The following is a 26,018-nucleotide window of genomic DNA, read 5'->3' as shown; positions in this document are numbered from 1 at the left end:
ACTTTTGACTGAAGTATTTCCAAATTGGCTAATAACTGTAGTTGATTGCAATGACCAATTCCAGGATATTTTGAAAAAACAACGCCTTAAAAAATGGGGAGACAGAGTGCGTACGCCCCATTAACCCCATCTCTCCCCGTTAACTGAAGCCGAAAGAAGGGTATAGATTCTCCCTCAAAAGGCTATTCTAGGGACAAAGATACAAATGAGGTGAGTCTACTGTTTTACAAAAAGTCCAAAAAATCTTCCAAGGAAAAACAGGCAAGAGTTGTGGCTGAAAAAAACACAGAAGAAATACAAATACAGATATCAACTTCTGGTGATATTTTTATTCAGTCGATAAAAGATGCTACTCACAATTCATCTGATTTAATCACTAAATCGATATTACCGAATCTTACGCTCATTTATATAGAGAACCTAGTGGATGTCCCGACGTTAAATAATCATATCCTTAAGGACTTGTTGAAGCATACAAATGAATCACCAGAAAATATAATATCCACCCTGACAATAGCGCAGGTGAAATTGGCTGATGAAATAGGGGAAGCCGTAATTGCAATGATGGATGGAACGGTACTTATTCATGTTGAAGGGTACTCGCAAGTTGTATTGGCTAATATCCCCACCAATGAATCACGGGCTTTATCAGCACCGGAAAACGAATCCCAGGTAATCGGTGCCCAAGTTGGGTTTACTGAAAGTCTGTCGACAAATATTTCCTTGATTCGGAGGTATATAAAAAACCCAAATCTATGCAATGAAAAATTAGAAGTTGGAAAGCAATCGAAGACAACGATTGCGATGTTATACATTAAAGGCGTTGCTTCCGATGAAATGGTGAATACGCTAAGACAAAGGATTGCCGACCTTAAAGTGGATTCGGTATTAGATAGCTCGATTCTTGAGCAAATGATAGACGACAACTCTTTATCGATTTTTCCGCAAATGTTACTAACAGAAAGACCGGATAAGCTTTGTGCTGAACTTTTGAATGGCAAATTAGGGGTCATCGTGGATGGAAGTTCCCTTGCAATCGTATGCCCACACTCATTTCTTGAGTTCTTCCAAAGTCAGGAGGATCAAAATCTTCGATGGCAAATTGCTACATTTGCCCGGTTATTAAGATTTAGTGCAGTCGTCCTATCTGTTTTTTTATCCCCTTTATATGTAGCAGCATTGACATTTCATTATGAAGTAATTCCGCAATCTCTTTTAGTCCCGCTAAGTGAATCAAGAGCATTGGTTCCTTTCCCCCCTTTATTTGAAGCCCTACTTTTAGAACTCATTATTGAGCTACTTAGAGAAGCTGGAGTTAGATTACCGTCGAAGGTTGGTCAAACGATCGGTATTGTTGGCGGTATTGTTATTGGAACCGCAGCCGTACAAGCAGGGATTACGAGTAATATTTTAATTATTATCGTCGCCTTAGGGGCGTTGGCATCCTTCACAACACCAAGTTACATGATGGGTAATGTCATCAGAATCATTCGGTTTCCGTTAATAGTATTAGCAGGACTTTGGGGATTTTACGGCATTATGCTGGGGCTTTGTTTTATCCTAATCCATCTTTTGCGTCAAACAAGCCTAGGTTCGCCGTATACAGCGCCTTTTTATCCTCCTCGCTTGCTTGATTGGCGGGATAGTCTTGTCAGGTTGCCGTTGCCGTTTACATTTAAGAGACCTTCAAATACCAGACCGGAGGATGAAGATAAATATGAGCCGCAACCGATAAATCCTGAGAAAAATGAACAGAAGGTGAAATAAGTGAAAAATTCCATACAAATTGGTCCCACTGATACAATTAATGCTTTTCTACTTTTTTTCATCATTCATACCGCTCAAATCGGAATCGGGATTCAAGGATTTCAACGGATTATATACCAGGACGCAAAACATGATGCATGGATTTCTGTACTACTCGCAGGTCTCGCCACGCATATTATCGCAATTTTCATGCTTAAAACGTTGGAAATATACGGTTCAAATGATTTATACGGAATTCATCAAGATGTATTTGGTAAATGGCTAGGGAATTTTTTAAATATCATTTATATTTTTTATTGTTTAGGTGCCTTTTTCTCCGTTTTGAGAAACTATATTGAGGTCGTTCAAACATGGGTTTTTCCGAATTTAAATACTTGGTTTATTGCGGCTTCATTGCTATTAATTGTAATTTACACGTTTACCGGTGGTCTGCGGGTAATTGTAGGCGTTTCTTTTTTTAGTTTTATACTTTCCATATGGCTTTTCCCGATGTTGGCTTATCCAATGAAATATATAGAATTGAGAAGCCTTCTTCCGATTTTAGAGGCTAATATGAGCGAAATACTGAAAGGTGTAAAGTCCATGACTTTTACGGTTGTTGGATTTGAAATATTATATGTGATTTATCCCTTTATAAAGGATAAAAAGAATGCAAAAAAAAATATTCATCTTGGTTTGTTCGTGACGACATTGATTTACCTTGCCATCATGTTGGTTTCGTTAACTTACTTCAGCGGGGAACAATTAACTAAAACCATTTGGGCGACTTTGTCTTTATTTAGTATTGTTAAATTTCCGTTCATTGAACGATTTGAGTATATAGCGGTTTGTTTTTGGATGTTGATTATTTTGCCGAACCTGTGTCTATTTCTATGGGCTGCTTTTCGCGGAACCAGACGACTAGTAAAGGTAAGTGCGAATAAATTCGTCTGGGTATTCTCGCTCATCATATTAATTGTAAGCTTAACACTTAAAACTCGACTTCAAATAAATACATTTAATAATTACTTTGGCCAGGTGGCGTTTTATATTGTTTTTGTTTATCCTATCATCTTGTATGTCTTAGCAGTGGCGAAAAGGAAAATCAAATCACGTAAGGAGCAAATAGAATGAAAAATTTTTGTTGTTTTTTACTACTGCTATTTCTTTTCATTGGTTTGGTAGGATGTGCAGAAACAAAACTCCTTGAAAGGGTAGGTTTAGTCACTTTAATTGGCTATGACTTGGGTAAAGAGGAAGGCGTAGAGACTACAGCGGTTGTTCGCCAAGTGAGCACAGAGTTAGAAAGTAAAGTTGCAGTTATTACTGCTGAAAACGAAACAAGTCAAGGGACACGTTCAAAAATCAATCGCAGAGCAGCTGAAAAAATAATGAGCGGACAATTGAGGGGGGTCTTATTCGGTGAAGAGTTTGCCCAAGACGGTATTGGTCATTACATTGAAAATTTGTTGAAAAATCCTGCAATGAGTGGGGATATTATTATGGCAGTTGTTGAAGGTCAAACGAAAGCCTTACTGGAATACCAATACCCAGATATAGAGGATATTGGGGAACATATTTATAAGCTGGTAGAGCAAAATATTAAAAGTGAGCAAGTGGTTTCATCCACTCTTCATGACGTAGCCAAAGATTATTATTTCATGGGCAGGGACATAGCGATGCCTATTATAAGAAGAGATGAGGAGCTAATAGAGATTTCTGGAATCGCTTTATTTAAAAAGGACAAAATGATAGGTAAACTTTCTATCGATGATAGCTTTTATGTGAAGTTAAGTCGAGATGATTATCATGCTGGAGTATTTGAATTGAAAATTAAAGGGGATGATTTACCTTCATCTTTACTGAAGGATCCTCCTGATGAAATTAATCTGGTATTCGATCCTATAAAAACGCATAAAGAAGTGAAGTTAGTCAATCCAAAAACTCCTGAATTTGACCTATACCTTACAGTGCAAGCAAGATTATTAGAAATAAAACCTAACGTTAATGTTGGAAATTCTAAAAAGGTGGAAGCACTTGAAAAAGCGATCAGTAAGAGTCTGTCGAGTGAAATATCAAGGATAATTGCCTATTGCCAAAACATTGGCTCGGATGTTTTTGGCTATGGTGAGATTTATAGAAGCTCTGTACGTCATTCTGAATTGACGGAAGAGAAATGGCATGAGTTGTACAAGGAAATGAAAGTTAACGTCCATGTTGACTTTACACTGCTTAGAAGTGGAGTTTTTGAATGATTAGTACTCGCCTTATTTTGACTGTTTACCTGTCATGACAGACAGGAAGTTGTGGAAAAATGTCTCGTAGTCCAAGTCAAATGCAATGCGGTGATTTTTTTCATTGTCATATAATTGGTCAGCTGGACGTATATCAGCAATACTTTGTCCCCTTGTAATTCCTTCCAATTGCTGACCGATTTCGATAGGGTGCGAATTGAACGTAAACATTTCAGGGTGTATGACCGCCATAAGTGTAAGCGCGTCATGCACGGGGCTTCCTTGAAGAGTTGGATCCCGTTCTTGATAAAATTCGGTGTAAAAGTCCATTAACGACTTAAAGATTGCGGTTTTTCCAAAGTGATCAATATAATCGACCATTTCAGGTGTGACAATTGCTTTTTGTGTTGCGTTTAAAGGGATTATTGTGACATTATTGGCATAAGAAAGGACGATTTTCACCGCTACAGGATCTGCATGAAAGTTTGCTTCCGCGACAGGTGTTACATTTCCAGGTACCCCAAATGCTCCCCCCATAATATAAAATTCCTTCACGTTGCCCATTAATTCTTTATAAAGAATTAACAATGTAGCAAGTGAAGTCAGGCGACCAATATTTACGATAATCAGCTCATCCTTATACATTTTAATTATATTTACAATCTCCAGGAAGTTTTCTATCACGAATTCATAGTCATCCGGTACTATGGGTCCGAGACCATGTACGCCATGGATTTCCGGATAGTAGGTGGGGAGTTCGGCAGTCAGCGGCATTTCTGCACCACTTATGACTGGAATGTTATTGGGGAAATTAAATAGGTTAAACAAATAGCGAATATTTGACATTGCATCTTTTCTTGATACATTCCCATAATCGGCTACCACTCCGACGATATCAATCTCGTCATTAAAGTGGGCGTAGATAAGGGCCACTGTGTCATCTATTCCAATATCACCAAATAAAAGAACTTTTTTTGCCAATAGAATACCCCTCTTTCAGTGTAATTATTTACTGAACTGAAAAAACTGTGCTCAATTTGTGTATTACCAAAGTATGTGTCGCAGGAAAGTTCTTATCCACACGGGATTTCAGTTAAATCCATTTATACTATATTATGGTGAAATGGCCGGGTATATCACACTGACCTGATGGTTCAAATATCGTGTTAAAATGTGGCGTGAATTTTGAGTGATGCTTGAAATACACGCGCATCTAAACGACAAAAATCTATGATAAAGAACTGAGAATGTTGGTGTAGTTACGCTGTCGGTCACTGTATACGACACTTATGGGAAACACATTAGTGCACCCTGCATAGTTAGCGAAAAACTAAGGGAGTTACCAACGTGTGGAAAGGGTATACTAAATTAACAGAAGAAGACACTACGAAGGACTACCTTATGGATAGGGATACCGTGATTTATGTTTTATATAAAAAAATCAGGCAAACAGACGAAAGGAAGATAGAAGATACGATGACAAACCGAAAAGAACTAATAGAATCAGGCTGGAATTTAGATAATAGTTATGCCCGTCTGCCAAAATCATTTTTTACAAACCTCAGTCCTAACCCTGTACAGTCACCGAAGTTGATCATTTTCAATGATTCCTTGGCAATTTCCTTGGGATTGGATGTCCATGAGTTGCAAAGCGAAGATGGAGTGGCAGTGCTTGCTGGGAATCGAATTCCTGAAGGCGCTTTGCCGCTTGCTCAAGCGTATGCGGGCCATCAATTTGGGCACTTTGCGATGTTAGGGGACGGCCGGGCTATGTTAATTGGCGAACAGATAAACCCTTTAGGTGAACGGTTTGATATTCAGCTTAAGGGTTCGGGCCGAACACCCTATTCCCGCGGGGGAGATGGTCGCGCGGCACTTGGACCAATGTTACGCGAATACATCATCAGTGAAGCCATGCATGCGCTTGGTATTCCTACTACTCGAAGTCTAGCAGTAGTGACAACCGGTGAATTTATCATCCGTGAAACCGATCTTCCAGGTGCCATTATGACTCGTGTGGCCGTCAGTCATCTACGCTTCGGAACCTTTCAATACGCTGCAAAATGGGGAACGGATGAGGAACTACAAGTTTTGGCCGACTACGCACTACAGCGCCATTATCCTGAAGTTGAAACTGATGAAAGGCGCTATCTTGCGTTGCTTCAGGGAGTGATCAAGCGTCAGGCCGCCTTGGTTGCACAATGGCAAATGGTTGGTTTTATCCATGGAGTAATGAATACCGATAACATGACGATAAGTGGGGAGACCATCGATTATGGTCCGTGTGCCTTCATGGATACCTATGACCCAGCAACGGTCTTCAGTTCCATTGACATTCAAGGTCGCTACTCTTACGGCAATCAGCCGAATATCGTCGGGTGGAATCTTGCGCGATTTGCTGAAACCCTAATACCATTACTGCATGAAGATTATGCAGAGGGTGCCAAACTGGCGCAAGATGCCATTTCCGATTTCCCTGAGCACTATCATGCGAATTGGCTCGCGGGAATGAGAGCGAAACTAGGACTATTTAATGAAGAGAAACAGGATGAATCCCTTATTGAAGACCTTCTTCGACTAATGCAGAAACATCGCGCTGACTTTACCAATACTTTTCGCGCGTTAACGTATGATAATTTAGAAGATAATGTCCTTTTTGGTACTCCGGAATTTACCAACTGGTATGCACTGTGGCAGTCAAGACTAGGCAAACAGCAAGAATCAAAGATCAGCTCACAGCAGTTAATGCGGGATAGTAATCCTGTACTAATCCCACGGAACCATCGGGTAGAAGCTGCGCTAGAAGCCGCGGTGAACCAAGGTGATTACATTGTGATGGAAAGGCTATTAGAAGTTCTATCAAATCCGTATGCGTACACTCCTGGGAAGGATGATTATTCCACACTTCCCGCGCAATCAACAAGGCCTTACCAAACATTTTGTGGGACTTAATAATTGGCTTTTCATGGTTTGCTAGCAGTACAAAATAATGCTACCTTATGTATTGGGTAGCATTATTTTATTTTAGGGATGACTACACTTGATCAGAAAAAAACGGGGTCAAATAATAATAAATGAGGTTACTTATATGAGTGAAAGAAGTTTTGAGGATTATAATTTAAGCGATGAAATAACAAGAGCACTTGCCTTGTTGAAATTTGAAAGGCCGACGGAGGTTCAAAGTGAAGTCATACCGAGAGCACTGGAAAATCAGGATCTCATCGTGAAATCTCAAACAGGTAGTGGCAAGACGGCATCTTTTGGTATCCCTCTTTGCGAAATGATTGATTGGGAGAAGGAAAATCCACAGGCATTAATTCTTACGCCGACTCGAGAGCTTGCTGTTCAAGTTCAAGAGGATGTAACAGCTATTGGGCGTTTTAAAAGAATTAAAGCCCTAGCGGTTTACGGCAAAGAATCCTTTAATAAACAAGAGGAAGAGTTGGAACAAAAAACACATATAGTCGTCGGTACTCCTGGGCGTGTGATGGACCATATTGAAAGAGGAACGTTTCGTGTAGATGAAATAAAATACTTGATTATAGATGAAGCTGATGAAATGTTGACTATGGGTTTTGTTGCCCAAGTAGAAGCTATCATACAAAAACTTCCGCTTACTAGAGTAACGATGGTATTTTCCGCTACGTTGCCTAAAAAGGTTGAGAATCTTTGCCATACCTATATGAAAAAACCTATATCTATTCAAATCGCTTCTACGGGAGTCACGACGAGTGCAATTGAACATAGCGTAATTGAAGTGAAAGAAGCAGGGAAAATGGCATTGCTGAAAAACATTACTGTTGTTGAAAACCCAGATAGCTGTATTATCTTCTGCAGAACTAAGGGGCAAGTTGACACAGTTTTTGCGGAATTGGAAAGGTCTAACTATTCTTGTGAAAAGATTCATGGTGGAATTGTACAGGAGGACCGATTTGCGGTTATGGAAGGCTTCAAAATGGGGAATTTTCGTTATCTTGTGGCGACCGATGTGGCCGCAAGAGGCATCGATGTAACTAAAATAACACTTGTCATCAACTTTGACGTTCCCGTGGAAAAAGAGAGCTATGTTCATCGAACTGGCAGAACCGGTCGTGCTGGTAATAAAGGAAAAGCAATTACGTTTGCAACTCCAAATGACAGCAAACTCCTTAAATCAATTGAAGCATACATTGGCTTTGAGATACCTGTCTTGGAAGCGCCGACGCAGAAGAAAGTTGCTGTTGGAAAAAATGCTTTCGATGAAAAAATCAGTGGTCGTCAAAAATCCAGAAATACTATACATGAGCAATCAAACAAGGATGTCATGAAACTCCATTTCAATGGTGGAAAAAAGAAGAAGCTACGAGCCGTAGACTTTGTTGGTACGATTGCGAAGATAGCTGGAGTAACAGCAGATGATATCGGTATTATTACCATTCAGGATGAGTTGACTTATGTTGATATTCTGAATGACAAAGGTTCATTAGTTATGCAGGCAATGAAAGAAACGACAATCAAAGGAAAGAAATTAAAAGTTAGCAAGGCTAAAAGCATTTGAAGCTGCAATCCGCAAATTTAAGTCGGCGAATGAATTGTTTGTTTTTGAGTCTTTAACAGGTAATTTATAAAAACGGGGAATGGGGAAATGGCTATGCGATTAGTAAGACCATCCATTGAATGGAAAAACGAGCATGAAGATTACATGAAAGAGTGGGATGAATCCCGGATAACTCCGAGCAGTTTTAATGTAGTTGGTCATGAGGACTATGAAACGTATTTAGAAGCACTGCAAATCCGAGAAAGCGGAGACGGAAAATGGGTGCCTAGTACGAATTATTTTTTGGTGGATAATAATGACCGGGTATTAGCGATGGTCGACATCAGGCACGATCTGACAGACTACTTACATAATGTCGGCGGGCATATCGGGTATGGTGTGAGACCTGCGGAAAGAAGGAAAGGCTATGCGACATGGATTCTTGCAGAGGCATTGAAGAAATGCGGTGAACTCGGAATCGATCGGGTACTGGTAACTTGTAATGAAAACAATATTGGATCAGCAAAAACGATAGTGAAGAATGGCGGCATTGAAGACAAGAGCTTTATTGAAGAAGATGGAACGGTGGTTAGACGTTTTTGGATAGAAAGTTAATTGCATGGATGCTTTCATATTTTTCAAATGAACTTGAAAGTCTAAACGAACATGATTGATCAGTGCATATATGCATCCGAAAATTACAGGAGAAGGGTATTCTTCATTTCTTGACTTGTTGGGAATAACTGTGGGAATGTCTAGATATATTTAATGAAAACGCCAAGTTCGAAGTGAACTTGGCGTTTTTGCTATTTTTTTGACCACCATTCACTTATGCGTCAGGTTTTAAAATTGTTCTATGAATATTGAGTTGTTATGAATTCATTATCACTTCTGTCTCGTCTTTGCCCGATACACCGGAATTTTCGAATGTAGCCATCTCATTGATCATATTGACTGCGGATTGTAGAATCGGGAAAGCGACGGCTGCACCGGTCCCTTCGCCGAGACGCATATTTAGTTGGAGTAACGGCTCTTTTTGCAAATGTTTGACTGCCGTTGTATGTCCAGGTTCAACTGATTGATGCGATAAAATCATATAATCTACTACAGTAGGAGCCATCAATTTAGCTAGACAAGCGGAGACCGTACAGATAAAACCATCGATAAGAATGGGTACCCGCTTTTCTGCAGCGGCGAGCATTGCACCAGCCATTGCCGCCATTTCAAGTCCGCCCACTTTCGAAAGGATATCAATGGCATCCGTCGGTTTTGGCTGATGTAAGCTGATTGCATCACGAACAACCGCAACTTTTCGATTATGCTGTTCAGTGGAAATACCAGTCCCAAATCCGACAATTGCAGCGGGGTCTGCACCAGTAATCGATGCTAGAACAGCGCTGCTTGCTGTCGTGTTGCCGATACCGACTTCACCGATAATCAGACATTTGATCCCACTTTCTATAATCTGAATCCCTTCTTCATAACCGATGAGTACCGCTTTTTCTGCTTCTTCTCGTGTCATTGCTAATTCGGTGAGGAAGCTTCCAGTGCCCTGACGAATTTTCTTATGAATAACTTGCACCTCTGTTACATCTCCCGCTACACCTACGTCGACGACTTTGAATTTTGCACCGATTTGTCTACCAAATACATTGATAGCGGCTCCGCCATTTACAATATTTGCTACCATTTGGAGCGTCACTTCCTGTGGATAAGCGGATACACCTTCTTTTACAATGCCATGATCGGCAGCAAATACGATGATGCCTGGTGGTGTAATCTCTAGAGTCAAATTACCTGTCATTTCTGCCAGACTAATTGCGATTTCTTCCAACCTGCCCAAACTACCTAAAGGTTTTGTTAATGTTGCTATGTAAGAAGTTGCTTTTTCTCCCGCTGCTTTATTCAACAAAGGTATGTCTATATTCATCATTGTTTGTCCCAACTCTCTTTTCGATTTTAGTAAGGGGGCTATAGGACCGTGTGAAAACAGTCTTGTAAACCATTATACTAGTTTGAAGTATGCTGTGTAAGAAACACTTGTGAATGTTTAGATGTACAGGTAATAGAAAAATAACCCAGAAGCATGAGGTGCTTCTGGGTTATTTATTGGGGGAATTTGAAATTAAATGAAAGATACATCTAACTTCATAAGGTCTTTTTGGTTGAAGGTTAAACCAGGAAGAGTGAAAGTCCCTGCATTTATTGCAAAAGTATTCGCAATAACATTCGGACTTCCAGGATGAAAGATTCTAACTTCATAGTGGAATGGTTCAACGAATTGACTTAAGTTGATGTGTTGATTCGGTAAAAGAGTCACTAATTGATTGAGCAGGACTTCTGGACCACCACTATTCCAATTGATAACTTGTACCCTTACTTGAAAGGTTCTAGTTGGATCAAGGTTAGCTACTTCAATATGAGCTGCAGTTTGGCCAACAACCGTATTCAATACACCTGTCGATAATACCATAGGTTTTAACCTATGATCATCTTTATGTTTATCTTCACATTTGCATTTATCTTTACGTTTGTCGTCACATTTGCATTTATCTTTTCGCTTGTCTTCACATCCGTATTCATGGTAATACTTACATTTGTCTTCGTTTCTATAATCACGCATTTTTTCACCTCCTTTTATATAAGCTATTACTAATATATTAAAATTGTTGGAAAGTGTTACAAGTTGTCCCGATTTCCAGAAATTTATTTTCCGGGAATAATGACTTTCATCAAAATTGGAGCACTCATTAACAATAGAAGCAGGCCATGGGGAGGTTGTTTTTGCTCGAAATTCAATCCGGAATATACATATATGGCTCTCACGATATTAAAAATGTATTATACCTTTTGCTTAACTTACAAATCATCAAATAAGAAGAACCTCATGCAATCCAATGAGTGGGGATAGCAGAAAAGGTATTTGTAGTGAGTTATACAATAATCTTAGTTTACCTAATAGACAAACTAAGTTCGTGGTGGTAGTATTTCAATACAGTCTATTATTAGACAATTTAGAAAAAGGGGGATTTGTTTATGGTTGGTAAATGTAAGGGGTTACATTATATCTTTTCTATTTTATTGGTGCTGCTTTTATTGGCGGCTTGTGGTCAAGATGCAGGTAGTGGAAATGAGAGTAGTAGTAAGCCTGGCAAAACGGAAAAGTCCGATTCAAAACTCAAAATTGGTCTTTCAGTATCCGATTTGACGTTAGAACGTTGGCAACATGACCGTGATTTCTTCGTTGAGAAAGCCGAAGAACTTGGTGCAGAAGTAATCGTTCAATCTGCAAATGGTGATGAGGAAAAACAATTGTCACAAATTCAAAATATGTTATCACAAGAAATTGATGTATTAGTCATCATCGCGATTAACTCGGATGCTTTATCACCCGTTGTTGACAAAGCGAAAAGTGAAGGGATTCCTGTATTAGCCTATGATCGTCTAGTAAATGGGTCAGATGTCGATGCCTATGTTTCTTTTGATAACGTACGAGTAGGTGAAATGCAGGCTGAATACCTGGTGGAAAAAGTTTCTAAGGGGAATTACTTCCTAATGGGCGGATCTCCAACAGATAATAATGCCAAAATGTTCAGAGAAGGACAAATGAATATTATTCAACCACTTGTTGATAGTGGTGACATTCAAATTATCGGCGATCAATGGGCCAAGGGCTGGGATGCAAGTGAGGCACTAAAAATAATGGAAAATGCTTTAACAGCGAACAAAAATGATATTGATGCAATTGTTGCTTCTAATGATAATACAGCCGGTGGAGCAATTCAGGCGCTGGATGCTCAAGAATTGGCTGGAAAAGTAGTTATCTCAGGGCAAGATGCCGATCTAGCTGGCGTACAACGTATTGCAGAAGGAATTCAAACAATGACAGTTTATAAACCTATTAAAGCGATTGCGATTAAATCTGCAGAAGTGGCAGTGCAACTGGCAAAAGGAGAAAAAATCTCATCAGATTCGACTGTAAATAACGGCAAAATTGATGTGCCCTTTATTAAGCTTGATCCAATTAAAGTGGGTAAGGAAAATATCATTGATACAGTGATCAAGGATGGTTTCCATACGTATGACGAAGTTTATAAAAACGTTCCAGAGAGCGAGCGTCCAGCACGACCATAAGTTAACTTTATTGAAAGTGGGGGAGTGAGTCCCCCTTTAAATTTACCTATATTAAGAGGTGATAATCTGTAATGGGAAATTATGCGCTTCAAATGAAGGCAATTACAAAAGAGTTTCCAGGTGTTCGTGCTCTAGATAATGTTACATTTTCTGTGCGTAAAGGAGAAATACATGCTTTATGTGGTGAAAATGGTGCTGGAAAATCGACCTTAATGAAAATATTAAGTGGAGTTTATCCACAAGGAACATATGACGGAGAAATCCTAATCAATGGTGAAAATGTGCAATTTAAGTCAATTAAAGAATCTCAAAACGCAGGTGTTGCAATAATTTATCAAGAGCTAGCACTTGTAGAGGAAATGACAGTCGCAGAAAACTTATTTTTAAGTCATGACTTAATGAGAGCGAAAATTATTGACTGGAATAAAATTTATGCAGAAGCTCAAAAGTGGTTAGATCATATAGGATTGGATGTCGATCCTCAAACAAAAGTAAGAGAATTAACAGTTGGAAAACAACAGCTTATTGAAATTGCGAAGGCATTGACTCGAAAAACGGATATTCTTATATTAGATGAGCCAACAGCGGCATTAACGGAAAGCGACGTCGACATTTTAATGACTCTTTTAAATGACCTTCGTAAAAAAGGAGTTACTTGCATCTATATTTCCCATAAGCTTGGTGAGGTGATGGCGTTAGCGGATTCTGTCACGATAATAAGAGATGGGCAATCTGTTAGTACAGATTCAATTGAAGAACTATCTGAGGAAAAAATTATTACGAAGATGGTAGGACGCGAATTAACTGAGCTTTTTCCATATGAAGTTCGTGTTATAAGCCGTGAAAATATAGTTGACGTAAAGGACTACTCTGTTACTAATAGCGTGGGAAAAAAAGTGATTAACAATGTTTCATTTACTCTTAAAAAAGGTGAAATTCTTGGATTTTCCGGGTTAATGGGTGCTGGTAGAACGGAACTATTTATCAGCTTGTTTGGAGGATTAAAAGGCAATCGAACGGGCACAGTTTTGATTGATGGTCAAGAAACGAATATAAAAAGCCCAGCAGATGCTATTAAGAACGGGCTTGCATATGTTTCTGAAGATAGAAAGCGTTATGGTCTAGTTTTAGGAATGGATATTACTAAAAATACAACGCTTGCTGCTTTGAATAAAATGATGAAAATAAAGGTCATCGATAATGCTTTAGAAGTGAAGAGTGCCGGGGATATTACATATAAAATGAATCTGAAAGCCCCGAATTTAGAAGCGTTAGTAGGTCAATTAAGTGGTGGAAATCAGCAAAAGGTTGTACTTAGTAAATGGTTATTAACTAATCCCAAAGTTTTAATTTTGGATGAACCGACAAGAGGAATTGATGTTGGGGCAAAGTATGAAATTTACAAAATTATAAATGAGTTGGCAAATCAAGGGGTTGGAATCGTGATTATTTCATCTGAGCTACCAGAAGTGCTTGGTATGTCAGATAGAATTATTGTGATGGCAGAAGGAGAAATTACCGGGGAATTCTTAAGAGAAGAAGCAACCCAAGAGAAAATTATGACCTGTGCAACGGGAGGGAAGATATCGTGAACACTCAACCAACTACTGATACTGATACAGATACTGACGAAAAAAGAGGTTTAAGTTTTAAGCTGGATATGCAGGCGTACACACTTATTATTGCGCTGGTGTTAATTGCCGTTATATTTGGTTTTTTCACTGGCGGTGAATTTTTATCTTCACGTAATTTGTCCAATTTATTCTCTCAAATGTCTGTAGTTGCTGTTTTAGCAATTGGAATGACATTGATTATCGTAGCGGGGCATATTGATTTATCTGTCGGTTCCTTAGTAGGTTTAACCGGTGGTGTTACGGCGATTTTACATGTTTGGTACGACTGGAATACTTTTGCTGTTGTCGTTGCCGCGATTGTAGTTGGTGCAATTTTGGGAGCATGGCAGGGATGGTGGGTTGCGTACAGAGCGGTTCCAGCATTTATCGTTACGCTAGGTGGAATGCTTATTTTCCGTGGTATCCTTATTGGATTAAGCAAAGGGCAAACGATAGCCCCGATGAGTAATAGTTTTAAGGATATTAGTAATAGTTATTTCCCATTTGGTCTAGGCTATTTATTAGCGTTAGTTAGTATTGGAATGTTGTATTTTTGGACGGTTCGAAATCGATCTAAAAGAAAAGATATGGGCTTGTTACTTCCAACGCAGTTAATAGATTATGGCAAGATTGGAGTCTATTCGTTTTTCATTTTATTAGCTACATATATGTTAAATCGTTACCATGGGATTCCGACGCCAATATTAATTGTTGTTTTATTAGCGGCTATCTTTATCTTTATTTCTAATAAAACTGCGTTTGGTAGATACGTTTATGCAATCGGTGGAAACCCAGAAGCAGCAGCCCTTTCGGGTATAAACATTAAGCGAAATACATTATGGGTTTTTATATCAATGGGCGCGCTAGCAGGAGTTGCAGGTGTGATTTTAACAAGCCGACTAAATGCGGCTACAGTAAATGCGGGTAATATGTATGAGCTTGACGCAATTGCGGCATGTGTTATTGGTGGAACGAGTTTAATGGGTGGTAAAGGGAAAGTCGTTGGTGCCCTTATTGGTGCATTAATTATGGCCAGTATCGATAATGGGATGAGTATGATGAATATTGAAACGTTCTGGCAATACATCGTTAAGGGGTTAATCTTAATTGTTGCTGTCTGGATTGATATTGCTAGTAAAAAGTAAGGAAGTATCATAGTGATATAGTTTTTAAAATATAAATTTTCTGGAGGAGTTTTCCATAATTTATTTCAAAAATATCAATCAAATCAAATATGAAGGACGAAAATCTGCTAATTCACTTGCATATAAACATAATAACTCCGCGGAAAAAGTGGCAGGTAAGACTATTGAAGAGACTTTGAGATTTGGTAATGGAGAATGTTACGATGGATAAAATTCGTTGGGGAGTTTTAAGTACGGCAAATATCGCTCAAACACAGGTGATTCCTGCTATGTTTCGTGCGAGGAATGCAGAAGTAGTTGCAATTTCAAGTCGAGGGAGTAAAGTACATGCAATTGCATCTGCACTAAATATACCTAAAGCATACGAAAGTTATGAGGAGCTTCTGAATGATCCTGAAATAGATGCAGTTTATATTCCTCTTCCGAATCACTTACATAAGGAGTGGGTGTATAAGGCAGCGAGGCAAGGTAAACACATACTTTGCGAGAAGCCAGCAGCTCTAACATCTATTGAGGCTGCCGAAATGGTTGAAGTATGTCGTGAGCAAAAAGTGAAGTTCATGGAAGGGTTTATGTACCAGTTGCATCCACAACATGAGCGGGTGAAAGAAATTATAGCTTCCGGAGAAATCGGTAATCTTAAACTAATAAAATCAAGCCACTCCTTTAATTTAAAAAACCGTGACTATGATATTAGAATGGAAAAGGATATGGGCGAGGTAGTCTATATGATGTTGGTTGTTATTCTATCCAAGTAATTCGCCATATATCAGGTGCAGAACCTGTGGAAGTACACGCTATTGCAGAAATTGATCCTAAATCAGGGGTTGATATGAGCACCTATGGATATTTAAAGTTGGATAATGGCTTGACTGCTACTTTTGATTGTAGCTTCGATATGACTGAAAGAAATGAATATGAGATTGTGGGGACAAAAGGCACTATTAAAGTGCCATTGGCTTTTCGTCCAGATACGAGTGGCGGTATAGGTTCTATTATTGTAGAGGGAAGTGGAATAACCCGAGAAGAAAAAATATATGGTGATATTTATCGACTAGAAGTTGAACACTTTTCCGCAGCTATTTTAAATAATACGAGTCCTGTAATTACTGGGCAATCTACTATTAATAATATGCGTGTAATAGAGGCCTGTTATCAATCAATTCGAACAGGGAGCTTTGTAGAAGTGAAGTAACATATTTATTGGAAATCTTATAGAAACGCTGTGCGACAATCATAACTGTTTGTCGCACAGATGTATTTTACCTTAATTATCCACAATTACTAATCCACTGTAACTTCGCTCGTGGCCGTAATCGAGACTCCATTCAGCGCTTGTGTTGCCAGCCGATCCGCTTCTGAATTTAATTTCCGCTGTACCAGTTTGTATTCTGGTTGGATGCCGAGGTCTTTCAGCTTATCTTCTATCCGGTCTGCCCAGTTGGACAAATTATTTTCGAGCGCTGGCCATTCCCCGGTCAGCTGGTTGATGACCACCTGTGAATCCCCGATGAAGCGGACAGGTAGATGATGGACATTCAAATGCTCGAGCTCCTGTAGGCCAAGGTAGAGTGCTGCATATTCTGCCTCGTTATTCGATGAGAGTTCGGCAGAAGGTGCATTTTGCCGTAACCTATACGATTTCCCGCTTTGTTCATAATAGATGACGCAGCCTAATCCTGATTTACGTGTTTTAAGATCGAAGCCGCCGTCGAAATAAACCGTGATGTTATGTGGTTCGGTTTCAATTCCTTTCAAATAACCTTTCATCTCTTTGACCGTCCACGTGCTGTCGAACTGGTCAATGAATAGTACATTTTTGGTACGTCCGGTCCGTGCCAAGTCTTCCGCAACTAGTATGGCTTGTGCTGCCGGCATCTCCTCGGAGCGGAAGACGGTTTCTGCTCCTTTTGGAGATTTGTAAATCCATTCGATTAGTATATTCATCGCTAATCCTCCTGTATCAGTAAGTCTATGTATTCATCTTCTATCTCTCTCAAAAATGCAGATACAATATGAGTATACCCAATTCAGGCTATATTTATGAAACGACCCAATTTATTAGGTACCTAAGCGGGACACTACAATTGCATGAGCATAGCAAGAAAACCAGGCAGCTCAATGTCTGGTTTTTTTAATGTGTATTGAGATATGTGAATTACTTATTTTGCTCCTCTCACGTGGAAACTCTTAAGGTGATTTTTACCGATAACCATTTCTTGATTTTCTTCGTATTCAAATGGCCAACAAAATCTCGGCAAATAGACTACTAATCGCAAATATAGTAGTGGCAAAGAAGGCGAAATTAATCCCATGTAGTATTTCATCTGCAGAAATAATACTGAGGTGTTTCGATTGCTCACGCAATAGCATGGAGCGTATTTTGCATGCTGTAGAATATACGTGTAATTTACTTGGCAATGAATTTAATCTAGCAATCGAGAGGTTATTGAAAATACTCATCGAGGTTATTTAGTACTGGGTTCCGATTTCATTTAAATGATTACGTTCGATGGAAAACCAGTTGTGTTGAATGACTATCATCTTGGAGACAAAGTAATGACATTAATTTCTGAGAGTATAATTTGTGGGGGAATATACAGAAGAAATCATTACACCAGTGGCCAAGTTTTGTGCTGGAGCAATTGGACCTGCGACGAAAAAGCTGCTTGTCACATGTGAAAATAGGTTTGATTAAGTAAGACATGACTTTTAGATACAAGCGAAAGTGACTTGATTTTACTAGAAACAAGCCAAGTTATTTAATTTGAAAAGACCTGAAGATATTGGCATGCAGTTAACAGAAGGATTGCTGATGGAATCCAAAGTATGCGTATCTGCGATGGTATTCGCTCATCCAGATGCGAGGTGTTTTTTGCAGCGAAACTGAAATGTCTATTGTCTAATAAAGTAAGTATTGATGGATAAGCAGGGGTTTAAAATCACAACGGAGTTAGTTTAAGCTTACAAGAATACCTATGGACTACGACATAACAAACGTATGAAAAAAAGAGAAATAGCTCATGCTGAATACTATAAAAGGGACTTGACCCGCCGAATAATGTAATTTTTATTAGCAGAATATAATCGTATTCATAATAGAAAGTGAGGGACAGAAAGTATGCGGTTTTTTAAAAAGAAAAAAACAAACGAATCAAATAAAGCTGTTCCCTCACAAAGTCAAATGGTGGATCCAAATAAAAAAGATGGTCTGAAAGTTAGTCTTCAGGAAAATATACAAATCTTAAAAGATACACTTGGGAAAAGTACGGATATTGTCTTTCGAGAAATACGAATTGGAAAAGAGGGATGCATTAAAGCGGGCATTATATACACTGATGGATTAACTAATACAACTTCGTTACAAGAATACATTTTAGAAAAACTTATGTTGGATAGTAAAGATATTGAATTACAGGAAAAGTTGTCAACTGGGCAAAGTATAATAAACATATTAAAAGATTTCGCCATGACAGTAGGAGAAATTAAAGATTTCACTACTTTTGAAGTACTTTATAACGGCCTTTTGTCGGGCGATACAATAATACTAATTGATGGCTATGCACAAGGGTTAGTCATTTCAAATAAGCACTGGATTGAGCGTGGGGTAACGGAAGCAGTGGCCCAAACGGTAGTGAGAGGACCCCGCGAAGGATTTTCCGAAAACTTACGTGTAAATACGGCCTTAGTTCGTCGGAAACTTAAAGATCCTAATCTTTGGGTGGAGTCTAAGGTAATTGGAACACGGACGAAAACGGATATTGCGTTGATGTACATCAACGGTGTTGCAGATGAAAAAATAGTGAAAGAAGTCCATTTGCGTTTGGATAATATTGAAATTGATGGAATTCTAGAAAGTGGATATATCGAAGAATTAATTGAGGATTCACCTCATTCACCTTTTCCCACTATTTTCAATACAGAACGCCCAGATGTAGTAGCTGCAGCACTACTGGAAGGAAGAATAGCCATTTTGGTAGATGGAACGCCATTTGTACTTATTGTTCCTGCGTTGTTCATTCAATTTTTCCAGTCTTCTGAGGACTATTATCAACGTGCGGATATTTCGAGTTTTATTCGACTCCTTCGTTTTGGCTCTTTTGGTATTTCTTTGCTGGCGCCGGCGTTGTTTATTGCAATCACAACTTTTCATCAGACAATGCTGCCACCTGCACTGCTAATTAGTCTGACAGCCCAACGAGAAGGTGTTCCATTTCCCGCATTTTTTGAAGCATTGCTAATGGAATTGACCTTTGAAATTTTACGTGAAGCAGGCGTAAGGATGCCTCGTTCGGTTGGACCTGCCATGTCTATTGTAGGTGCATTCGTCGTAGGAACGGCAGCAGTCGAAGCAGGTGCAATTTCTGCGGCAATGGTAATCATTGTTTCTATAACTGCTATCGCGAGCTTTGTTTCTCCAACTTATGATATTGCGATAGCTGTAAGATTACTACGTTTTGGTTTTATGGGACTAGCTGCCTCGTTCGGTTTATTTGGAGTTATGGTGGGTTTAATTGCCCTCGTACTGCATTTATGTAGTATTCGTTCTTTTGGCATCCCCTACATGTCTCCATTGGGTCCATTTAATATTTCCGATCAAAAGGACACATTTATTCGACTGCCTAGATGGAAAATGTTTACCCGACCTCGTCTTATCAATCAACAAAATATAGTTAGGCAACAAGATTCAGCTTCTGCAAAACCAAAGCCACCAGAAAATGAGGAGTAAGAAGGAGCTTTAACGATGAAAAAACATATTTTCGTGCTCCTAATTCTCAGCCTTACCCTAACGGGGTGTTGGGACAGGAGGGAATTAAATGAGATTGCGATCACTTTAGCGCTAGGAATTGATAAAGTGGATGAAGAATTTCAATTAACTGCTCAAGTAGTTGTACCGTCGGAAGTATCCATGAAACAAAGTTCTGGTCGTTCAACAGTAACCTTATTCCAAGCTACCGGTGAAACAATATTTGAAGCCTTTCGGAAAATGACAATCGACTCACCCAGAAAGATATATCCCGGTCATCTTCGAATGCTTGTGATTGGCGAGGAATTAGCTAAAGCAGGTGTAGGTGAGTCATTGGATTTACTATCAAGAGATTGGGAACTAAGGTCAGATTTCTATGTTGTTGTTGCAAAGGATAAGACTGCTGCAGAAATACTGAATGTTACAACACCGATTGAAAGCATACCTGCAAATAAAATGTTTAATACGCTTAAAACGTCTGAGGAAAACTGGGCTGTGACGAAAGGGGTTACATTAGATGAGCTGTTAGGCGATTTGATAACTGATGGAAAGGATGCAGTTTTAACGGGTATTCAGGTGTTTGGAAATCAGGAAGTAGGTTCAAGCAAGCAGAATGTGGAGTCAATTACGCCTGCTGCCCAAATTCAATATGATTATTTGGCGGTATTTAGGAAAGATAAACTAGTGGGATGGTTAAATGAAAGTGAAAGTAAGGGATATAACTATATTATCGACTCCGTTAAATCGACAGTAGCATCAATTCCTTGCCCCGAGAAAGGGAAAGTTTCAATTGAGGTAATTCATTCAAAATCTGAAATGAAAGGAAAGATTAACAAAGGGAAACCGGAAGTAAATGTAACTATCGAGGTAGAGGGGGATGTGGGAGCTGTGGAATGTCACATCGATCTGACAGAAACAAAATCAATAGATGCGTTAGAAAAAAGTTATGAAAAAGAATTGAAGGAAATCATTCATCAGACAATTGAAACGGTACAAAAACAATATAAAACAGATATTTTTGGATTTGGACAAGCCATTCATCGATCAAATCCGAAAAAATGGGCAAAAATTAAAGATCAGTGGGATGAAAAGTTTACGGAATTAACAGTAAACGTTGAGGTTGATATGAAAATACGTCATACGGGTACAGTAAGAAATTCATTCTTACAAAAGTTAGAGGAATAAAGAATCATGCTGAAAAATATTGGACTCCTGTTGATAGTAGCTGCAATCGTACGATTTGAAGTTCCATCCCTATTACGAAAGAAAAATAAAAAAGAATTGGTTGTCTTTTTACTCTTTCTTTCTATTGGTACAGGTTTAGGGATTGCTCAAGTATTAGGAAAACCCATTCCAAATCCAATGGACTTACTAACTTTCATTCTAAGACCAATAAATGAAACGCTCTTCCGTTAGTTGAATTAGAGAGGTAAGGAAGGTGAAGAGTTGAAATGATGCATAATATTAAAATAAATTCAAATCAGTTTCTAGTGTTAGTTATCTTTTTTACGATTGGTACGAGCATTTTAGAAGTTCCGTCAGTTTTAGCAGCAAAAACGAACCAAGATGCTTGGATTACAGCTATAATTGGTATGGGAATCGGGTTTTTGGTGATATGGTTTTTCACAGCGATAGCACTTTGGTTTCCTCACCTCACCTATGTTCAAATCAATGAAAAGGTATATGGAAAATGGATTGGTAAAGCCGTTTCAGTTTTATTTGTAATGATGTCACTTCTTTATGCTTCAACTCTTTTATTTCAATCAGGGAATTTTTTCAATACCCATATTATGCCAAACACTCCAGTGTCAGCCCTTAATATTCTGATGGCTGGAATTATGGTATTGGGCGTTTATCTTGGATTAGAGACCATCGCACGTTCTGCAGAAATCTTTGCCGCCTTTTTCATTATCACCTTTATTGTATTTACCGTTTTAATTGTACCTGATATCCGGTTTGATAACATAAAGCCTGTGTTTGAGGCAGAACCGAAAACGATGATCAAATCCTCCTTCTTTTTTGTCCTTATATCTTCTGGAAATGCGATTGTTTTATTAATGATTTTCCCTGCATTTATTAATAAAGTTAAACAGGCAAAAAAATCCTTTCTAATTGGAAATTTAATTGGCGGACTTATTATTATTCTCATTACATTTTTGAGTATCTCGGTATTAGGAGCAGCAAAAACGGCAAACGAAGTTTATCCAAGCTATGAATTGGCCAAAAGAATTAGTGTCGGAAATTTTATTGAGCGAATTGAAGTATTAATGGCTTTACTATGGATTATCTCTCTCTATTTCAAGTTGATCCTTTATTTTTACGCTACTATTTTAGCAATTGCACAAATCTTAAATTTGAAGGATTATCGTCCCATAATAATGCCAATGGGGATAATTGCAGTGGTTCTCTCTCTCGTGGTTTATCCTAATATTATCTATAAACAGAATTGGGACAATACTACGGGGAATTCCCTCACATTAGTAGTCGGAATTATATTTCCACTTTTGTTAGCTATCGTTTACGGAATACGAAGGAAGAATTTGAAGAAAGAAGTTACAAAATAACAAGATACGAAACGAATAAATTTGTAGCGTAAGTATTTTACTAGAGGGTTAGATGACCAACTCTGGTTAGGTCGGGTACGTTTATTTGATACTTAGATGTTTATATACCAGGTTGATTTTGTACTGGCTTTTGTTTCACTGTTTTTAAAAAATCTGGGCACCAGACCTTATGATAGAACGATCACGACGATATCCAATGGTAAAAATTCTACCATTCAAGATCGGACTATTATATAACTGAATCCGTTGTTAAATCGACAGAACTTGATGAGAAACGGTTAATTGAAACGTTGTAATAATTGAAGGATACTTATTTATATATATTTAGATACATAAATTGCTCGATTGTCTGTCTGGCAATTATTATTAATCAGTATAGGAATAGTCCTAGGCTTTATCTGTGGAAAAATATTCAATATAAAAATAACCCACCATGGTCCGCATTGTAAGAGGCATGGTGGGTTCTATTGTCGATACTAAACATATAGCTAAGAAATTGTGCGAAGCATACATACGTAGTAGAAATGCACAACTAGGCACAATATCGCCTAAATCTATACTTACATTCTTTTTTTATACCCGTTAATTCGTGATTCTTCTTCTGCACTTATTTCAGTTTGTAATCCTTCAATGCTTTCTTTACGTCGCTCGTTTTTCTCCTTGATTGCAGCAAGTTCTTTCCCCTCGGCGAATTCCATCGCTGCTTCGGCTGCTTCCATATTACTGATGGTTTTCTTTAGCCTATTTACATTGTCATCTGAATCATTCGGTTTGATGTTAGTCATTATACTTCCTCCTTCAACTTTTTTAAAAACCTTCAAGAGATAGCGTTCCCAAATTCATAATAATTATTTGTCGATTACAGTTCTCGGGAAGAAGACGATTACTACAATGATATTTTCCGTATGGCAAAGAATCCTCATATCTGGCGTTTAGAATATGTATGAAATAGTGGAATGGGACGTTAATCTACTAGAGTTTTATTGGGGTAGAAAGTAGGTTGGATAGCAGATGAAAAGTGTGAAATACCGAATTCCAAAACAATTACTAGCCGTTTTGGAATCCGGTGTGATTTATTTTACTTCAGCGTTCCATGCATATATTAGATTTGTTGATTTCAACCTATTTCTAACAGTAATGCCAGCCCATGCTGCCAGTGTCGCTTTAATGAAGCCAACAAGAAGAAACGGTGCAAATCCACCTGAAAATGCTGCGGTCCAAGAAAGATTTGCAATGACTTTTAACCAAACCGTTCCAAAAGTTAATGCAATAAACATTCCGATTACGTTTGCGATGATTGCGTTTTTAACCGTAAAACTCGTTTTTTCAAGAAAATAGCCAATGATAAGTGCAGTTGGGATGAACCCGATCAAATACCCACCAGTTGGCCCAACTAGAATCCCTAAACCACCAGACATCTGTGCGAATACCGGTATACCTATTGCGCCCATGCATAAATAAATAAGTACTGACAATGTACCATATCGTGCGCCCAATATTGTCGCAGCAAGTCCGATGGCAAGCGTTTGTCCAGTAATTGGTACAAGTGGTAATGGAACTGTAACTTGCGCTAATACACCAATAATTGCTGCGAATAGTGCTGAAATAATCATCATTCGTAGTTTGTAACTTGACTCAGTCATAATGTTCAAATCTCCTTTTTGTGTTAAATTAATTTAAATATAAGTTTACTCATTAATTGAATAGTAACCCAACTGCTTTCGTCAATACGATTATTTTTAAATGAAATGTATTGTTTAGGTATTGACTAAACCTACAGTTCCTTTGTAAGGGATTAGTGTGAGTTGTGAAACCTTATGACTGTTTATCGAATAGATAGTCGAAATCCATCACTTGGACTATACAGGTGATGGATTTATTTTTGCGAATATGAAGTTGAAATCCAACTAGTTGTTTGCTACTATTTTTATTAACAGATAGTTCTAATTGTTGATTCTATTTGTGTATCTGAAAGGGGCAAATAAATTGAAAATTATCGACTTGCATTGTGATGTATTGCTTAGATTGTATGAATCAAAAGGGGAAATGAAGTTTCAAGATTCTTTGGAACTCGATACGAGTTATGAAAAACTAATAAAGGGTGGAGTAAAAGTACAAGCATTTGCTATATTCGTGTATCCGGAAATGAAGTCAGATCAGAAATTTCAAGCTGCTTTAGATCAAATCCATTATTTCTATACAGATGTGCTTGGGAACAATCCGAATATGAAACTGATCAAGGAGTGGAGCGATTTCGATCAGTTAAAAGACGGAGAAATTGGAGCGATGTTGACGCTTGAAGGTGTGGATGCAATCGGAAACGATCTACAAAAGCTATCTATTCTTCATCAATTGGGAGTCCATTCGATTGGTCTTACTTGGAATAATGCCAACTTGGCAGCAGACGGAGCGGGAGAACCACGTGGAGCGGGACTGACGTCGTTTGGCAAAGAGATTGTTCATTTCAATAATGAACATAAAATTTTGACCGATGTCTCCCATTTGTGTGAAAAGGCTTTTTGGGATGTCATGGAAGAAGCAAACTATCCAATTGCGAGCCATTCGAATGCCAGAGCATTATGCAATCATGTTCGTAATCTGACAGATGATCAGGCAAGAACACTGTTTGAAAAAAATGGGCTCGTCCATGTTGTCTACAATCCGCCGTTTGTGAAGGAACAAGGGGAAGTTGTGATAACAGACCTAATCGAACATATTGACCATTTCTGTTCTTTAGGCGGAGAGAAACAAATTGGGTTAGGCTCAGACTTCGATGGTATCTCGTCGAAGATTGTTAATTTGGAAGATGCATCTATGCATCCGAATTTACTAAATGAGTTGCTAAAAAAATACAGTGAAGAGACGGTCAAAGGTTTTGCCTACCAAAACTTTATGGATCATCGTCCTAATTGAACGGTAATAAGAGAGCCAATCAAGCTGAGTGAGAAGTAGAAAGCGCCGAGGGGTAAAATATAGGCTAGTAAGGGAAACTGTTTTAAATAACTCGGGTTTTCTCCGTTTTTACCTTCTACGTCCTGTATAACTTGCTCGCGTTTGCTAAGGGTTGAATAGAAACGTCTCGAGTTGTTGATAAATCTAGTGAAAAAACCATCTTGGATGATGAGTAATACACTGCCGATTAGTAACATGATGATGCCGATATAGAAAAATAAATCAAGTAAAATAATGATATACTTTGGGGCCATAAATACAGTAGAGAATAAAATAACGAAAGATGTGATGCAAAAAGAAAGAAGTAAGCTTTTCTTTTTCATAGAGGTTAACAACTCCTACCTTATTTATAGATTAATAGGGATAT

At 38.4% G+C, this 26,018-nt stretch carries 23 protein-coding genes and 1 pseudogene; 17 read left to right on the top strand and 7 right to left on the bottom strand.

All coding sequences use genetic code 11. The features are described from left to right. Positions 1–270: 270 nt before the first annotated feature. Genes ACGLYD_RS11160 through ACGLYD_RS11150 form a run of 3 tightly spaced genes read left to right on the top strand, consistent with a single transcriptional unit; the run spans position 271 to position 4,001 of the window. Positions 271–1,767, top strand: a complete 1,497-nt coding sequence (locus tag ACGLYD_RS11160; protein WP_342538626.1) for a spore germination protein — start codon at positions 271–273, stop codon at positions 1,765–1,767. Further along, the gene (locus tag ACGLYD_RS11155; RefSeq protein WP_399632999.1) at positions 1,768–2,880 is read left to right on the top strand and encodes a GerAB/ArcD/ProY family transporter; all 1,113 of its coding nucleotides are present in this window, start codon (positions 1,768–1,770) and stop codon (positions 2,878–2,880) included. It begins immediately after the preceding gene. Further along, positions 2,877–4,001, top strand: coding sequence for a Ger(x)C family spore germination protein (locus tag ACGLYD_RS11150; RefSeq protein WP_399632996.1), 1,125 nt, complete (start codon positions 2,877–2,879; stop codon positions 3,999–4,001). The genes ACGLYD_RS11155 and ACGLYD_RS11150 overlap by 4 nt, the downstream gene beginning before the upstream one ends. A 12-nt stretch (positions 4,002–4,013) precedes the next feature. On the opposite strand, the gene ACGLYD_RS11145 is transcribed toward ACGLYD_RS11150, so the two are convergent. Continuing rightward, entirely contained in the window at positions 4,014–4,961 is a 948-nt protein-coding gene (locus ACGLYD_RS11145) for a nucleoside hydrolase (protein WP_399632994.1), read from the bottom strand. Between the two features lie 495 nt (positions 4,962–5,456). Between ACGLYD_RS11145 and ACGLYD_RS11140 the strand changes: the two genes are divergently transcribed. The 3 genes from ACGLYD_RS11140 (at position 5,457) to ACGLYD_RS11130 (ending at position 9,111) form a co-directional block, all read left to right on the top strand. Then, positions 5,457–6,932, top strand: a complete 1,476-nt coding sequence (locus ACGLYD_RS11140) for a YdiU family protein (protein WP_399633197.1) — start codon at positions 5,457–5,459, stop codon at positions 6,930–6,932. Positions 6,933–7,068: 136 nt separating this feature from the next. Beyond that, on the top strand, positions 7,069–8,517 hold the full coding sequence (locus ACGLYD_RS11135; RefSeq protein ID WP_399632991.1) for a DEAD/DEAH box helicase: 1,449 nt from the start codon (positions 7,069–7,071) through the stop codon (positions 8,515–8,517). Positions 8,518–8,604: 87 nt separating this feature from the next. After that, on the top strand, positions 8,605–9,111 hold the full coding sequence (locus tag ACGLYD_RS11130; RefSeq protein ID WP_399632988.1) for a GNAT family N-acetyltransferase: 507 nt from the start codon (positions 8,605–8,607) through the stop codon (positions 9,109–9,111). A 256-nt stretch (positions 9,112–9,367) separates the two neighbouring features. Here the strand turns inward: ACGLYD_RS11130 and cobT are convergent, their stop codons facing one another. Next, positions 9,368–10,429 (bottom strand): nicotinate-nucleotide--dimethylbenzimidazole phosphoribosyltransferase, encoded by a 1,062-nt coding sequence (gene cobT / locus ACGLYD_RS11125; protein WP_399632986.1) that lies wholly within the window; start codon positions 10,427–10,429, stop codon positions 9,368–9,370. Positions 10,430–10,621: 192 nt separating this feature from the next. After that, positions 10,622–11,119: a hypothetical protein gene (locus ACGLYD_RS11120; protein WP_187045226.1), complete on the bottom strand. Its 498-nt coding sequence runs from the start codon at positions 11,117–11,119 to the stop codon at positions 10,622–10,624. Between the two features lie 413 nt (positions 11,120–11,532). Between ACGLYD_RS11120 and xylF the strand changes: the two genes are divergently transcribed. The 5 genes from xylF (at position 11,533) to ACGLYD_RS11095 (ending at position 16,583) form a co-directional block, all read left to right on the top strand. After that, complete coding sequence (xylF, locus tag ACGLYD_RS11115; protein WP_399632983.1) at positions 11,533–12,630, top strand: D-xylose ABC transporter substrate-binding protein; 1,098 nt, start codon at positions 11,533–11,535, stop codon at positions 12,628–12,630. Between the two features lie 71 nt (positions 12,631–12,701). Beyond that, the gene (locus ACGLYD_RS11110) at positions 12,702–14,222 is read left to right on the top strand and encodes a xylose ABC transporter ATP-binding protein (protein ID WP_399632980.1); all 1,521 of its coding nucleotides are present in this window, start codon (positions 12,702–12,704) and stop codon (positions 14,220–14,222) included. A 68-nt stretch (positions 14,223–14,290) separates the two neighbouring features. Further along, the gene (locus ACGLYD_RS11105) at positions 14,291–15,388 is read left to right on the top strand and encodes a sugar ABC transporter permease (protein WP_338656823.1); all 1,098 of its coding nucleotides are present in this window, start codon (positions 14,291–14,293) and stop codon (positions 15,386–15,388) included. Positions 15,389–15,591: 203 nt separating this feature from the next. Next, the gene (locus ACGLYD_RS11100; RefSeq protein ID WP_399632977.1) at positions 15,592–16,146 is read left to right on the top strand and encodes a Gfo/Idh/MocA family protein; all 555 of its coding nucleotides are present in this window, start codon (positions 15,592–15,594) and stop codon (positions 16,144–16,146) included. After that, positions 16,137–16,583: a Gfo/Idh/MocA family oxidoreductase gene (locus ACGLYD_RS11095; protein ID WP_399633195.1), complete on the top strand. Its 447-nt coding sequence runs from the start codon at positions 16,137–16,139 to the stop codon at positions 16,581–16,583. The genes ACGLYD_RS11100 and ACGLYD_RS11095 overlap by 10 nt, the downstream gene beginning before the upstream one ends. A gap of 89 nt (positions 16,584–16,672) precedes the next feature. Here ACGLYD_RS11095 and ACGLYD_RS11090 read toward each other — a convergent pair whose 3' ends face one another. Next, positions 16,673–17,335 carry a ribonuclease H family protein gene (locus tag ACGLYD_RS11090; protein ID WP_399632974.1) on the bottom strand — a complete coding sequence of 221 codons (663 nt, stop codon included), beginning with the start codon at positions 17,333–17,335 and terminating at the stop codon, positions 16,673–16,675. Between the two features lie 802 nt (positions 17,336–18,137). On the opposite strand from ACGLYD_RS11090, the pseudogene ACGLYD_RS11085 reads away from it, so the two are divergent. From ACGLYD_RS11085 to ACGLYD_RS11065, 5 genes and pseudogenes are all read left to right on the top strand, one after another. After that, a pseudogene (locus tag ACGLYD_RS11085) lies at positions 18,138–18,278 on the top strand (vitamin B12 dependent-methionine synthase activation domain-containing protein); the annotation flags it as partial. 231 nt (positions 18,279–18,509) lie between these two features. Then, entirely contained in the window at positions 18,510–20,117 is a 1,608-nt protein-coding gene (locus ACGLYD_RS11080; protein WP_399632971.1) for a spore germination protein, read from the top strand. A 15-nt stretch (positions 20,118–20,132) separates the two neighbouring features. Continuing rightward, complete coding sequence (locus ACGLYD_RS11075) at positions 20,133–21,320, top strand: Ger(x)C family spore germination protein (protein ID WP_399632970.1); 1,188 nt, start codon at positions 20,133–20,135, stop codon at positions 21,318–21,320. A gap of 6 nt (positions 21,321–21,326) precedes the next feature. After that, complete coding sequence (locus ACGLYD_RS11070) at positions 21,327–21,551, top strand: hypothetical protein (RefSeq protein ID WP_399632967.1); 225 nt, start codon at positions 21,327–21,329, stop codon at positions 21,549–21,551. Between the two features lie 35 nt (positions 21,552–21,586). Further along, positions 21,587–22,699, top strand: a complete 1,113-nt coding sequence (locus ACGLYD_RS11065; RefSeq protein ID WP_399632964.1) for an endospore germination permease — start codon at positions 21,587–21,589, stop codon at positions 22,697–22,699. 560 nt (positions 22,700–23,259) lie between these two features. On the opposite strand, the gene ACGLYD_RS11060 is transcribed toward ACGLYD_RS11065, so the two are convergent. Both ACGLYD_RS11060 and ACGLYD_RS11055 read right to left on the bottom strand, forming a co-directional pair. Then, positions 23,260–23,484 carry a small, acid-soluble spore protein tlp gene (locus ACGLYD_RS11060; RefSeq protein ID WP_067210690.1) on the bottom strand — a complete coding sequence of 75 codons (225 nt, stop codon included), beginning with the start codon at positions 23,482–23,484 and terminating at the stop codon, positions 23,260–23,262. 288 nt (positions 23,485–23,772) lie between these two features. After that, positions 23,773–24,342, bottom strand: a complete 570-nt coding sequence (locus tag ACGLYD_RS11055; protein ID WP_399632962.1) for a biotin transporter BioY — start codon at positions 24,340–24,342, stop codon at positions 23,773–23,775. Positions 24,343–24,685: 343 nt separating this feature from the next. Here ACGLYD_RS11055 and ACGLYD_RS11050 point away from each other — a divergent pair, with 343 nt between their 5' ends. After that, positions 24,686–25,612 carry a dipeptidase gene (locus ACGLYD_RS11050; RefSeq protein ID WP_399632959.1) on the top strand — a complete coding sequence of 309 codons (927 nt, stop codon included), beginning with the start codon at positions 24,686–24,688 and terminating at the stop codon, positions 25,610–25,612. On the opposite strand, the gene ACGLYD_RS11045 is transcribed toward ACGLYD_RS11050, so the two are convergent. Further along, positions 25,597–25,974: a DUF3899 domain-containing protein gene (locus ACGLYD_RS11045; RefSeq protein ID WP_067210682.1), complete on the bottom strand. Its 378-nt coding sequence runs from the start codon at positions 25,972–25,974 to the stop codon at positions 25,597–25,599. The genes ACGLYD_RS11050 and ACGLYD_RS11045 overlap by 16 nt on opposite strands. Between the last annotated feature and the right edge of the window lie 44 nt (positions 25,975–26,018).

It is taken from the genome of Sporosarcina sp. SG10008 (assembly GCF_044569405.1).
Lineage (GTDB): Bacteria > Bacillota > Bacilli > Bacillales_A > Planococcaceae > Sporosarcina > Sporosarcina psychrophila.
The sequence above is the reverse complement of the archived record's forward strand: the minus strand, read 5'-3'. Positions and strand labels throughout refer to the sequence as shown.

Coding starts and splice junctions, on each gene's coding strand:
- ACGLYD_RS11150 (WP_399632996.1), top strand. CDS start 2,877: ATGAAAAATTTTTGTTGTTTTTTACTACTGCTATTTCTTTTCATTGGT.
- ACGLYD_RS11140 (WP_399633197.1), top strand. CDS start 5,457: ATGACAAACCGAAAAGAACTAATAGAATCAGGCTGGAATTTAGATAAT.
- ACGLYD_RS11135 (WP_399632991.1), top strand. CDS start 7,069: ATGAGTGAAAGAAGTTTTGAGGATTATAATTTAAGCGATGAAATAACA.
- ACGLYD_RS11130 (WP_399632988.1), top strand. CDS start 8,605: ATGGCTATGCGATTAGTAAGACCATCCATTGAATGGAAAAACGAGCAT.
- cobT (WP_399632986.1), bottom strand. CDS start 10,429: ATGATGAATATAGACATACCTTTGTTGAATAAAGCAGCGGGAGAAAAA.
- ACGLYD_RS11120 (WP_187045226.1), bottom strand. CDS start 11,119: ATGCGTGATTATAGAAACGAAGACAAATGTAAGTATTACCATGAATAC.
- xylF (WP_399632983.1), top strand. CDS start 11,533: ATGGTTGGTAAATGTAAGGGGTTACATTATATCTTTTCTATTTTATTG.
- ACGLYD_RS11110 (WP_399632980.1), top strand. CDS start 12,702: ATGGGAAATTATGCGCTTCAAATGAAGGCAATTACAAAAGAGTTTCCA.
- ACGLYD_RS11105 (WP_338656823.1), top strand. CDS start 14,291: ATGCAGGCGTACACACTTATTATTGCGCTGGTGTTAATTGCCGTTATA.
- ACGLYD_RS11100 (WP_399632977.1), top strand. CDS start 15,592: ATGGATAAAATTCGTTGGGGAGTTTTAAGTACGGCAAATATCGCTCAA.
- ACGLYD_RS11090 (WP_399632974.1), bottom strand. CDS start 17,335: ATGAATATACTAATCGAATGGATTTACAAATCTCCAAAAGGAGCAGAA.
- ACGLYD_RS11080 (WP_399632971.1), top strand. CDS start 18,510: ATGCGGTTTTTTAAAAAGAAAAAAACAAACGAATCAAATAAAGCTGTT.
- ACGLYD_RS11075 (WP_399632970.1), top strand. CDS start 20,133: ATGAAAAAACATATTTTCGTGCTCCTAATTCTCAGCCTTACCCTAACG.
- ACGLYD_RS11070 (WP_399632967.1), top strand. CDS start 21,327: ATGCTGAAAAATATTGGACTCCTGTTGATAGTAGCTGCAATCGTACGA.
- ACGLYD_RS11065 (WP_399632964.1), top strand. CDS start 21,587: ATGATGCATAATATTAAAATAAATTCAAATCAGTTTCTAGTGTTAGTT.
- ACGLYD_RS11060 (WP_067210690.1), bottom strand. CDS start 23,484: ATGACTAACATCAAACCGAATGATTCAGATGACAATGTAAATAGGCTA.
- ACGLYD_RS11055 (WP_399632962.1), bottom strand. CDS start 24,342: ATGACTGAGTCAAGTTACAAACTACGAATGATGATTATTTCAGCACTA.
- ACGLYD_RS11045 (WP_067210682.1), bottom strand. CDS start 25,974: ATGAAAAAGAAAAGCTTACTTCTTTCTTTTTGCATCACATCTTTCGTT.